Below are 10826 nucleotides of genomic sequence, written 5' to 3' on the forward strand. Positions count from 1 at the left end.
GGCGTGGAACCCGGTGGAACCCAGGCCCCCGGTGAACCCCGGGAGCCCGGTGGGACTCAGGAGCCGGGTATCAGGACTTCTGCTCGGCAACCTGCTTGCGGACCTCGTCCATGTCGACCTTGCGTGCCTGGTCGATCAGGTCCTCCAACGCCGCCGGCGGCAGTGCGCCCGGCTGCGCGTAGAGCACGACACCGTCGCGCACGATCATCAGGGTCGGGATCGACCGGATCTCGAACGCCGCGGCGAGCTGCTGCTGCGCCTCGGTGTCGACCTTGCCGAACACGATGTCGGAGTGCTTCTCGGCGGACTTCTCGTAGGTCGGGGCGAACTGGACGCACGGGCCGCACCAGCTCGCCCAGAAGTCGACCAGGACCATCTCGGAGCCGCCGACAACCTCGTCGAAGTTCTCCGCGGTCAGCTCCACGGTGGCCATAGGTCCTCCTCGCTGTGGACATGGGGACGAACCCCTTGTACCCGGATCAACGAGCGCCGCATCGCGACAATTCCCTTCAACGCGATGTGGACGTCTTCAACAAAACGTTGTAGCTTTCGGGCCACTCGAAACGCAGGAGGTGTCCCGTGCGCAGGACCGCAGCCCTCGCCCTGTCCCTGTTCGCGCTGGTGGCGTGCGGTTCACCGGCCGGACAGGACCCGCCGGCCGGTCCCGCCGACGACCTGCCGTCGACCGCGGCGATCGTGGAGGCGGTCAAGAAGGACGACGCCCTGGCCGCGTCCCTGCCGTCGGCCGTCGCCGGCGCGGGCAAGCTGCGCGTCGGCTCGAACATCCAGAACCCGCCGAACAACTTCTACGCCGCCGACGGCAAGACCCCGGTCGGCTCGGAGGTCGACCTGGTCAAGGCGGTCGCGGCCAAGCTCGGGCTGTCCGTCGAGCACCAGGACATGGCGTTCGGCTCGCTCATCACGAGCCTCCAGGCGGGCCGGATCGACGTGACCATGGCCGCGATGAACGACACCCCGGAGCGGCAGGAGGCGATCGACTTCGTCGACTACTTCACCTCCGGCATCACGATCATGGTGCAGAAGGGCAACCCGGCGGGCATCAAGAGCCCGGACGACCTGTGCGGGAAGTCCGTCGCGGTCAACCTCGGCTCCAGCCAGGAGACCTACGCCAAGGAGTTCCAGTGCCTGTCGGGCGACCCCATCGCGGTGACCGCGACCGACAGCGACACGCAGAACCAGAACCAGCTCCGCACCGGCCGGGTCAACGCCATCCTGAACGACCTGCCCACCGCCGTCTACGTCGCCAAGACCGCGGGTGACGGCGAGTTCTTCGAGGTCGTGGACCTGGCCCCGATCAACGGCGGCCCCTACGGCATCGGCGTCAACAAGAACACCCCGGAGCTGACGACGGCCGTCCGGAAGGCCCTGCAGGCGCTGGTCGACGACGGCACCTACGGCAAGATCCTCGAAGCCTGGGACGTCCGGCAGGGCGCGGTGGCGAAGGTGACCGTCAATGGCAAGTGAGGCGTCCGGAACGACCGCCGACGACCTGGTCGTCGTCCCGCTGCGGCACTGGGGCCGGTGGGTGGTCGGCGCGCTGGTCCTGGCCGCCCTCGGCGCCCTCGGCTGGGCGCTGGCCGGCGCGAAGATCGACTACGCGGCCGTGCCGGGGTTCTTCACCCACGACATCATGCTGCGCGGCCTGGTCAACACGGTCGTGCTGGCGCTGGCCGCCCAGGCGGGCGCGATCGTGCTCGGCGTGCTGGTCGCGCTGCTGCGCCGGTCGGCCAACCCGGTCGCCCGCTGGTTCGCCGCCGGGTACGTGTGGCTGTTCCGCGGCCTGCCGGTGCTGCTCCAGATCCTGCTGTGGTTCAACCTGGCGCTGGTCTTCGAGAACATCTCCATCCCGGGCCTGTTCGAGGAGAAGACGAACGTCCTGGTCACGGCGTTCGTCGCGGCCCTGCTCGGGCTGGGCCTCAACGAGAGCGCCTACATGGCCGAGATCGTCCGGGCCGGGCTGAACAGCGTCGACCACGGCCAGGTCGAGGCGGCCAAGGCGATCGGCATGACGCCCGCGACCACGCTGGGGCGGGTCGTGCTGCCGCAGGCCATGCGGGTGATCATCCCGCCGACCGGGAACAACTTCATCAACATGCTCAAGGGCACGTCGATGGCGTCGGTCATCGGGTTCCTGGAGCTGATCCACGCCGCCAACAACATCGCCTCGCGCAACCTGCAGATCATGGAGACGCTGCTGGCGGCGGCCGCGTGGTACATGGTCGTGGTCAGCGTGGCGAGCGTCGGGCAGCACTTCCTGGAGCGCTACTACGGCAAGGGGGTGGCCCGATGAGCGCGGCGGGGCCGGTGGGCGCGGCGGGTCCGACGAGCCTGGTGCGGGCCGTGGGGGTGCGGAAGGCGTTCGGCTCGACGGAGGTGCTGAAGGGCGTCGACCTCTCGGTGGACGCGGGGCAGGTGGTGTGCCTGCTCGGGCCGTCCGGTGCGGGCAAGTCGACGTTCCTGCGCTGCGTGAACCAGCTGGAGACGATCGACGCCGGCCGGATCTGGGTCGACGGCCAACCGGTCGGGTTCACCTCGCGCGGCGGCAGGCTGTTCGAGCTGCGCGAGCGGGAGGTGGCGCGGCAGCGGCGCGGCATCGGCATGGTGTTCCAGCGGTTCAACCTGTTCCCGCACCGCACGGCGGTGGAGAACGTCGCCGAGGGGCCCGTGCACGTGCTGCGGACGCCCCGCCGGGCGGCGCTGGACGAGGCGCGGGCGATGCTGGACCGGGTGGGGCTGGCGGACAAGGCCGACTCCTACCCGCACCAGTTGTCGGGCGGTCAGCAGCAGCGGGTGGCGATCGCGCGGGCGCTGGCGATGCGGCCGAAGCTGATGCTGTTCGACGAGCCGACCTCGGCGCTGGACCCCGAGCTGGTGGGTGAGGTGCTGGACGTGATGGTGGACCTCGCGCGCGACGGCATGACGATGGTCGTCGTCACGCACGAGATCGGCTTCGCCCGGCAGGTGGCCGACTCGGTGGTGTTCATGGTGGACGGCGCGGTGGTCGAGGCCGGTCCGCCGGGGCAGGTGCTGGACAATCCGCGACAGCAACGCACGCAGCAGTTCCTCGCGAAGGTGCTCTAGGTGGTCATGCGCATCCCGTCGTCCTACCTCGTCCAGTTCCACGAGCCGGAGGGGTACCTGGACTTCGCCCGGTTCGGGCCGCCGTCGTTCGCGGTGCTGGACGCCGCCACGCGGCTGCTGGAGACGTCGGCGCAGGCCGGGCCGTCCACCGTGGACGACCTGATGCGGCAGGAGCTGCGGGCCAAGGCGGCGGTGGCCAGGCTGTGCCGCGGCGACACCGACCACGTGACGTTGCTGCCGAACACCAGCACCGGGCTGTTCCAGGTCGCGCTGGGCGTCACCGGCGAGGTGCTGGTGTCGTCGGGGGAGTTCCCGGCCAACACCTACCCGTGGGTGCGGTCGCCGCGGGTCGACGTGTCGTGGCTGCCGCCCGGTCCGGTGACGGCGGACGTGGTGCGCGCGGCGTTGACGCCGGAGACGGTGGCGCTGTCGGTGAGCGCGGTGGACTTCCGCACCGGGTACCGGGCCGACCTGGCGGCGTTGCGCGAGGCGGTGGGGGACCGGTTGCTGGTTGTGGACGGCATCCAGGGCTTCGGGGTGGTCGACGAGCCGTGGGAGGTGGCCGACGTGCTGGTGGTCGGCGGCCAGAAGTGGCTGCGCGCGGGGTGGTCGACCGGCTTCATGACGCTGTCCGACCGGGCGTTGGCCAGGCTGGACCCGGTGCTGTCCGGCTGGACCGGCGCGGAGGACCCCGGCCTGTTCGACGACAGCGTGCACCCGGTGGGGGTCGGGGCGGCGGGCTGGTCGATCACCAACCTCAGCCCGGTCGCGTCGGGCGCGCTCGCGGCGGCGTTGGAGCTGGTCGAGCTGGCCGGGGTCGAGGCGATCCGGCGGCGGGTCGTCGACCGGGCCGACGAGCTGGTGGAGGCGGTCCGCGCGGTCGGCGGCGAGGTGGTGTCGGCGCTGGACCGCCGGGCGGGCATCGTCGCGTTCACGCTGCCCGGGCACGCGCCGTCGGTGGTCGGTGCGGCGCTGGTGGAGGCGGGTGTGACGGCCACGGTGCGGCCGGAGCACGTCCGCCTGTCGCCGCACGCGTCCACCACGCCGGAGACCGTCGCCCGCTTCGCGACCGCGCTGAAGGAGCTGCACCGGCCGCGCCCCGCCGAGCCCCCGCGACCGACGTCCACGCCGCCGGTCACGTCCGAGGTGCTCACCGCCCTGATCCCGACGGTGAACAGCCTGGCCGAGGCGTTGGGGCCGGGGACCGAGGTGGTCCTGCACGACCTGGGCGCGCTGCCCGACTCGATCATCGCCATCGCGGGCGACCTGACCGGCCGCAAGGTCGGCGGCCCGATGACCGACCTGCTGCTCGGCCTGGTCCGCCGGGGCACCACGCAGGACCTCGCCGGTTACGAGACCTACGCCCCGGACGGGCGGGTGATCCACTCGTCCACCGTGTTCCTGCGCGACGCCGAGGGCGTGGCCGTCGGCTGCCTGTGCGTGAACAGCGACCCCGGCCCGAACCGGCCGCACGACCCGGCGGCGGGGTCGGCGGGGGCCGCGGACCCGGCGGGGTCGGTGGGGTCGGCGGTCGAAGCGTTCCCCGGCGACGTGGACACCCTGCAACGCCTGCTGGTCGAACGCGCGGTGACCGCTGTCGGCGTGCCCGTGGAGCTGATGAAGAAGTCCCACAAGTCGCAGGTGGTGCGGGTGCTGGACGAGGCGGGCCTGTTCCTGATCCGCGACTCGGTCGACTACCTGGCGGGCGTCCTGGGCGTGACCCGGTACACGATCTACAACTACCTCAACGAGGTCAGGGCGTGAGCCGGGTGGTGAGGGGCACCCGCCCACCCGACCGCGGAACGGCCTCCCGGAACGCGACGCCGGGAGGCCGTTCCCGCGGGGACTACAACTAGCCCGCCGGTCGCAGGGGTTGGTCGCCTTCGTGCACGGCTGCGTAGGCGGCGTCACGGGCGGCGTTGGCCTCGTCGTCGGTCAGGGTCCGGGTGGGGTGGCGCAGGACCAGGCGCAGCAGCACGTTCTTCTGCCCCGCCCGCGCGCCGAGGCGGTCCACGGCCGCCGCGGGCAGGCCGGCCACCGGCGTCTCGCTGACCACGGCCACCTCCTCCACCAGGTCACCGACCACGTGCCGCACCACGTCACCGATCGTCTCCGAGTCGGCGCCCGAGTCGACGGCGACCGAGATGTCCCGGGTGATCGGCGGGTGCTTGGACACCGGCCGGTACGGCGAGAGGTCGAGCATCTGGCCGGCCACGCGCGGGTCGTCCGAGGACAGCAGGCGGATGTCGGGGACGCCCTTGCGCAGCATCAGCAGCCGGTCCAGGCCCGCGCCCAGGGCCAGGCCGTGCACGTGGTCGGGCAGCCACGCCCGGCGCAGGACGTGGCGGGCGGCCAGGCCGCACTCCGCGACCTCCAGCCACTCGCCGTCCACCAGGACGTCCACCTGCCTGCCCTCGGTGGTGTAGGGGTGGGTCGCGGGGGTCGTCCGGTAGCGCAGGCCGGGCACGGCGGTGGTGACGACGGCGTCGATCAGCTCGTCCAGGTCGGCCCGGTGGTGGGAGATGCGCCACAGGTCGATCTGGTGCGGCGTCCCCGAGTGCACCCGGTCCACCGCGTCACGGCGGTAGACCATGCCCACGGCGGCCAGCAGCACGTCGTCCCAGTCGTTCCGGGTGCCGAGCAGCCGCAGCGCGGGCGGCACCATGGCCGTCGTGTGGCTCCGCAACATGCGGTTCTCGCCGGTGTAGCGCGTGTAGCGGGCGTCGCGGGTGATGGCGTCGGGCGGGTAGCCCAGCGCGGTGTAGTTGTCGTCGACCGACACCTCCGGGGGGTCGCGCAGCACGCGCGGTTCGCCCGGCAGGGCGGCGAGGATCTCGTCTACCAGCAGTTGCACGGCGTGCGGCCCGTAGGTGGGGTCGCTGAGGTCGCGAGGCATCGCGGGTGGTCCCTTCGAACGGTGGTGGACGTCGGGTTGTCCCCCGAACCGGTCCGCCACCGGGACCACGTGGACTAGCTCACGCCGCAGGCCCCTGTGGCCGGGTCTCCCGGCCGGGGGCGGCTAAATCGGCGCGTCACGTTTTCCACCCTAGCCGGTGCGTGCCGCATGATGCACCCATGTTGTCGACCAAGGGCGAGGACTTCCGCGCGTTCTGGACCGAGCGCCACCTGTGCACGCTGACCACGATCCGGCCGGACGGCACGCCGCACGTCGTGCCGGTCGGCGTCACGCTCGACGTGGAGACCGCCACCGCCCGCGTGATCACCTCGCGCGGCTCGCACAAGGTCCGCCAGATCCTCGCGGCCGGTCCCGGGGGCGCACCCGCGGCGGTGTGCCAAGTGGACGGACGTCGGTGGTCGACGCTGGAGGGCCGCGCGGTGGTCCGCCAGGAGCCGGAGGTGGTCGAGGACGCCGAGCGCCGCTACGCCGCCCGCTACCGCACGCCGCGTCCGAACTCCGAGCGCGTGGTGATCGAGATCGCCGTCACGCGCGTGCTGGGGACGGTGTGAGCGTCACGGTCATCGGCATCGGGGCCGACGGCTGGGACGGCTTGCCGGCGGGGTCGCGGCGGGAGGTCGCGTCCTGCGACGTGCTGATGGGCAGCACCCGGCAGCTCGACCTGGTGCCGGGGGAGTTCGAGCGGGTGCCGTGGCCGTCGCCGCTGGTGCCCGCGCTGCCCGGGTTGCTGGAGGCCCACCGGGACCGGAGGGTCGGGGTGCTGGCCAGCGGTGACCCGATGTTCCACGGCATCGGCACCACGCTGGTCAGGTTGCTGGGCGCCGAGCACGTCCGGGTGGTGCCGCACCCGTCGTCGGTGTCGCTGGCGTGCGCGCGGCTGGGGTGGGCGTTGGACGACGTGGCGGTGGTCAGCCTGGTCGGCAAGCCCGCGGCGCTGGTCGTGCCGCACCTGCATCCCGGGCGGCGGGTCCTGGTGCTGGGCGGCGACCCGCGTGAGGTCGCGGAGCTGGCGCCCGGTGCGCGGTTGACCGTGCTGGAGCAGCTGGGAGGGCCCCGGGAGCGGGTCCACCGGGACCTCGACGAGGCGGACCCGCTGCACGTGCTCGCGGTCGAGTGCGGGGTGGGCGGGGCGTCGCTGGTGCCCGGCCGCCCGGACGACTTCTTCGAGCACGACGGGCAGCTGACGAAGCGCGAGGTGCGTGCGGTGGCGTTGGCGTTGCTCGCGCCGCCTCCCGGTGAGCTGCTGTCGGACGTCGGCGCGGGCGCGGGCACCATCGCCGTCGTGTGGTGCCGCACCCACCCGAGCTGCCGCGCGATCGCCGTCGAGCAGCACCCCGAACGGGCGGAGCGCGTCACCCGCAACGCCACGCGGGCCGGCGTGCCCGGTGTCCGGGTCGTGGTCGGGTCGTCGCCCGGGGCGCTGGAGCTGGAAGCGCCGGACGCGGTGTTCATCGGGGGCGGGCTCACGGCCGAGGGCGTCGTCGAACGGTGCTGGGACGCGCTCAGGCCCGGCGGTCGACTGGTGGCCAACGCCGTCACGCTGGAGTCGGAGGCCGTGCTGACCCGGTGGCACGCCCGGCTCGGCGGTGAGCTGACCCGGATCGAGGTGAGCCGGGCGGGTGCGATCGGCGGCTTCACCGGCTGGCGACCGCAGATGCCCGGGCGGGCGACCGCTCAGGCCCTTGACCCCGTGGGCCCTGACCAAGGAGCGCTCGTCACCGTCCACTTCATCGGCGCCGGGCCCGGCGCGGCCGACCTGCTGACCCTGCGCGCGGCGCGGCTCATCGCGGAGTCCCCGGTCTGCCTGTACGCGGGCGCGCTGGTGCCGGTCGGGGTCCTCGACCACTGCCCGGCCGACGCCCGCCTGGTGGACACCGCGAACCTCGACCTGGACGAGATCACCGCCGAGCTGGCCACCGCGCACGCGGCCGGGCAGGACGTGGCGCGGCTGCACTCGGGCGACCCGTCGGTGTTCAGCGCGATGGCCGAGCAGATGCGGCGCCTGGACGCCCTGGGCATCCCGTACGACGTGACGCCGGGCGTGCCGGCCTTCGCCGCCGCGGCGGCGTCGCTGAACCGGGAGCTGACCGTGCCGGGCGTGGGGCAGACCGTCGTGCTGACCCGCACGGCGGCCCGCGCCACCCCGATGCCGCCGGGGGAGGACCTGGCGACCCTGGGCCGGCCCGGGGCCACGATGGTGCTGCACCTGGCCGTCCAGCGGATCCTGGAGGTGGTGGCCGACCTGCTGCCGAACTACGGCGCGGACTGCCCGGTCGCGGTGGTCGCCCGCGCCAGCCGGGACGACGAGGTGATCCTGCGCGGCACGCTCGGCGACATCGCGGACCAGGTGCGCGCCGCGGGCGTGAAGCGCACCGCGGTCATCGTCGTGGGCCGGGTCCTGACCGCCGAGGGCTTCCCGGACAGCCACCTCTACTCCACCACCCGCGCGCGGTCGTGAGCGGCGCGGGGATCCCCCCGGTTTCCAGTCTACCGGCGGGCACCGACAGGAACGGCGCGTCGAGCGGCGCCTGTGGATCACGCGCGGCCGACGACGGTGCCCGCCCGGTCGATCACGATCACGTCCACGGTGACGGGGGCGCCGCGCAGCACGTCGTCCGCCGTCGCCTTGGCCCTCACCGCCACCAGGTCGCCCAACGGCACGCCCGCCGCCTGGCACACCTGCAACGCCCCGAGCGCCGTGTTCGCCTCCCGCACGGCCGAGGCGAGCGCCGGGTTGTCCACCAGGGACGCCAGGAAGCCCAGGTTCACCTGCGAGCGGCCCGAGTGCAGGTCCAGGTGCCCGTCCGCGAGCTTGGACAGCTTCCCGACGCCGCCCGCCACGGTCAGCCGGGGCACGGGGTGGCGGCGCAGGTACTTCAGCACGGCGCCGGCGAAGTCGCCCATGTCCAGCAACGCGTCCTCGGGCAGCCCGTGCACCGCCGCCGCGACCTTCTCCGACGTGCTCCCGGTGCACCCGGCCACGTGCCGGTACCCCTGGGCGCGCGCCACGTCGATGCCACGCCGGATGCTGTCGATCCACGCCGAGCACGAGTACGGCACCACGATCCCCGTGGTGCCCAGGATGGACAGCCCGCCCAGGATGCCCAGCCGGGGGTTCCACGTCCGCCGCGCCAGCTCCTCGCCGTGCTCGACCGAAATCGTCACCACCACGTCGCCGCTGCCCCCGTGCTCGGCGGCCACCTGTGCCACGTGCTCGCGCATCATCTGCCGCGGCACGGGGTTGATGGCGGGTTCGCCCACGGCCAGCGGCAGGCCGGGCTTGGTCACCGTGCCGACACCCGGTCCGGCCTCGAACACCACCCCGCTGCCCGGTGCGCCGTGCCGGACGGCGGCGCCGACCAGCGCGCCGTGCGTGACGTCCGGGTCGTCGCCCGCGTCCTTCACGATCGCCGCGAACGCCCGGTCCGGTCCGAGATCCTCGCGGGCCAGCGCGAACGACGGCGTCTGGCCCTTGGGCAGCACGATCCGCACCGGGTCGGGGAACTCGCCGGTGAGCAGCGCCGCGTAGGCCGCCGCGGTGGCGGCGGTGGCGCAGGCGCCGGTCGTCCAGCCGAAGCGCAGGTTCTTGCTCACGACGTCAGGATGCAACAGCCGTGAGGACCGTGCTGGTACTGGGTGGCACGGGCGAGGCGCGAGCCCTCGCCGCCGCGCTCACCGGGATGCGGGTCGTGTCGTCGCTGGCGGGCCGGGTGGCCGACCCGAAGCTGCCCGAGGGCGAGGTCCGCGTCGGCGGTTTCGGCGGCGTCGACGGGCTGGTGGCCTACCTGCGGTCCGAACGCGTGGACGCCGTCGTGGACGCCACCCACCCGTTCGCGGACCGCATCACCGCGAACGCCCTCGCCGCCACCACCGCGACCGGCACGCCGTTCCTGGTGCTGCGCCGACCCGGCTGGCCGCCCGAGGACGGCTGGCGGTACGTGGACACCGTCGCCGAGGCCGCCGCCCTGGTCGCCGGTCGCCGGGCGTTCATCACCACCGGCCGGCAGGAGCTGGCCGCGTTCACCGGCGGGGTGGCGCGCACCGTCGACCCGCCCGACCCGCCGAACCCGCGCCTGGACCTGGTGCTGGACCGGGGACCGTACACAGTGGACGGCGAGCTGGCGCTGATGCGGGAGCACCGGGTCGAGGTGCTGGTGACCAAGGACAGCGGCGGCCCGATGACCGCGGCCAAGCTGACCGCCGCCCGTCACCTCGGCCTCCCGGTGGTCGTCGTGCGGCGACCACCACCGCCACCCGCGCCCCTGGTGGAGACGGTGGCCGAGGCGGTCGACTGGCTTACCCGGGGTAGCGGCGCGGGGTGAACACCGTGCCGCGCGAGCTGACCCGCGTCTGCGACGAGCCGACCAGCAGCAGGCAGCGCATGTCCACGGTGGACGCGTCCAGCTCGCCCAGCGGCACCACCCGCACGGACTCCTCCGGCCCGCCGACGTCCCGCCCGACGACCACCGGCGTGTCGGGGGAGCGGTGCCGCAGCAGCACGTCCCGCGCCTTGTCCACCTGCCACGTGCGGCTGCGCGAGGCCGGGTTGTAGATCGCGAGCACCAGGTCGGCCCGGACCGCCGCCTCCAGCCGCTCCTCGATCACCTCCCACGGCTTGAGCCGGTCCGACAGCGACACCACGCAGTAGTCGTGCCCCAGCGGCGCTCCGACCCGGCTGGCCACCGCGTGCGCCGCGGTCATCCCCGGCAGCACGCGCACCGGCACGTCCGCGAACTGCTCGTCGGTCGCCACCTCCAGCACCGCGCTGGCCATGGCGAACACTCCAGGGTCGCCGCACGACACCACC

11 protein-coding genes and 1 pseudogene are annotated in these 10826 nt (G+C 73.5%); 8 read left to right on the forward strand and 4 right to left on the reverse strand.

The features are described 5' to 3' along the window. Positions 1-70: 70 nt before the first annotated feature. Complete coding sequence (gene trxA / locus AB0G02_RS19485; RefSeq protein ID WP_360796132.1) at positions 71-433, reverse strand: thioredoxin; 363 nt, start codon at positions 431-433, stop codon at positions 71-73. A 185-nt stretch (positions 434-618) separates the two neighbouring features. On the opposite strand from trxA, the gene AB0G02_RS19490 reads away from it, so the two are divergent. The 4 genes from AB0G02_RS19490 to AB0G02_RS19505 are packed head-to-tail and all read left to right on the forward strand — an operon-like array spanning position 619 to position 4866. Further along, complete coding sequence (locus tag AB0G02_RS19490) at positions 619-1485, forward strand: ABC transporter substrate-binding protein (protein WP_360796156.1); 867 nt, start codon at positions 619-621, stop codon at positions 1483-1485. Then, positions 1475-2311 (forward strand): amino acid ABC transporter permease, encoded by an 837-nt coding sequence (locus tag AB0G02_RS19495; protein WP_360796135.1) that lies wholly within the window; start codon positions 1475-1477, stop codon positions 2309-2311. The genes AB0G02_RS19490 and AB0G02_RS19495 overlap by 11 nt, the downstream gene beginning before the upstream one ends. After that, a complete protein-coding gene (locus tag AB0G02_RS19500; protein WP_360796138.1) occupies positions 2308-3102 on the forward strand; it encodes an amino acid ABC transporter ATP-binding protein in 795 nt (264 codons plus the stop codon). Before AB0G02_RS19495 ends, AB0G02_RS19500 begins: the two co-directional genes overlap by 4 nt. A 6-nt stretch (positions 3103-3108) precedes the next feature. Beyond that, complete coding sequence (locus tag AB0G02_RS19505) at positions 3109-4866, forward strand: aminotransferase class V-fold PLP-dependent enzyme (protein ID WP_360796159.1); 1758 nt, start codon at positions 3109-3111, stop codon at positions 4864-4866. Between the two features lie 88 nt (positions 4867-4954). Here the strand turns inward: AB0G02_RS19505 and AB0G02_RS19510 are convergent, their stop codons facing one another. After that, entirely contained in the window at positions 4955-5998 is a 1044-nt protein-coding gene (locus AB0G02_RS19510; protein ID WP_360796141.1) for a hypothetical protein, read from the reverse strand. 179 nt (positions 5999-6177) lie between these two features. On the opposite strand from AB0G02_RS19510, the gene AB0G02_RS19515 reads away from it, so the two are divergent. From AB0G02_RS19515 to cobM, 3 genes and pseudogenes are all read left to right on the forward strand, one after another. Then, a complete protein-coding gene (locus AB0G02_RS19515) occupies positions 6178-6570 on the forward strand; it encodes a TIGR03618 family F420-dependent PPOX class oxidoreductase (protein WP_360796144.1) in 393 nt (130 codons plus the stop codon). Beyond that, positions 6567-7499, forward strand: a pseudogene (gene cbiE, locus AB0G02_RS19520) (precorrin-6y C5,15-methyltransferase (decarboxylating) subunit CbiE); the annotation flags it as partial. The gene AB0G02_RS19515 and the pseudogene cbiE, both read left to right, overlap by 4 nt. Before the next feature lie 174 nt (positions 7500-7673). Continuing rightward, positions 7674-8477: a precorrin-4 C(11)-methyltransferase gene (cobM, locus tag AB0G02_RS19525; protein WP_360796162.1), complete on the forward strand. Its 804-nt coding sequence runs from the start codon at positions 7674-7676 to the stop codon at positions 8475-8477. 77 nt (positions 8478-8554) lie between these two features. On the opposite strand, the gene AB0G02_RS19530 is transcribed toward cobM, so the two are convergent. Next, positions 8555-9613: a cobalt-precorrin-5B (C(1))-methyltransferase gene (locus AB0G02_RS19530; RefSeq protein ID WP_360796147.1), complete on the reverse strand. Its 1059-nt coding sequence runs from the start codon at positions 9611-9613 to the stop codon at positions 8555-8557. 20 nt (positions 9614-9633) lie between these two features. On the opposite strand from AB0G02_RS19530, the gene AB0G02_RS19535 reads away from it, so the two are divergent. Further along, complete coding sequence (locus tag AB0G02_RS19535; RefSeq protein ID WP_360796150.1) at positions 9634-10341, forward strand: cobalt-precorrin-6A reductase; 708 nt, start codon at positions 9634-9636, stop codon at positions 10339-10341. On the opposite strand, the gene AB0G02_RS19540 is transcribed toward AB0G02_RS19535, so the two are convergent. Continuing rightward, on the reverse strand, positions 10316-10826 hold a 511-nt coding region (locus AB0G02_RS19540), incomplete at its 5' end, for a precorrin-3B C(17)-methyltransferase (RefSeq protein WP_360796153.1). The genes AB0G02_RS19535 and AB0G02_RS19540 overlap by 26 nt on opposite strands.

It is taken from the genome of Actinosynnema sp. NPDC023658, from assembly GCF_040639995.1.
Lineage (GTDB): Bacteria > Actinomycetota > Actinomycetes > Mycobacteriales > Pseudonocardiaceae > Actinosynnema.

Bases quoted from the DNA above. Each gene is read 5' to 3' on its own strand.
- cobM (WP_360796162.1), top strand. From the start codon at position 7,674: ATGCCCGGGCGGGCGACCGCTCAGGCCCTTGACCCCGTGGGCCCTGAC.
- AB0G02_RS19500 (WP_360796138.1), top strand. From the start codon at position 2,308: ATGAGCGCGGCGGGGCCGGTGGGCGCGGCGGGTCCGACGAGCCTGGTG.
- AB0G02_RS19510 (WP_360796141.1), bottom strand. From the start codon at position 5,998: ATGCCTCGCGACCTCAGCGACCCCACCTACGGGCCGCACGCCGTGCAA.
- AB0G02_RS19495 (WP_360796135.1), top strand. From the start codon at position 1,475: ATGGCAAGTGAGGCGTCCGGAACGACCGCCGACGACCTGGTCGTCGTC.
- AB0G02_RS19515 (WP_360796144.1), top strand. From the start codon at position 6,178: ATGTTGTCGACCAAGGGCGAGGACTTCCGCGCGTTCTGGACCGAGCGC.
- AB0G02_RS19505 (WP_360796159.1), top strand. From the start codon at position 3,109: ATGCGCATCCCGTCGTCCTACCTCGTCCAGTTCCACGAGCCGGAGGGG.
- trxA (WP_360796132.1), bottom strand. From the start codon at position 433: ATGGCCACCGTGGAGCTGACCGCGGAGAACTTCGACGAGGTTGTCGGC.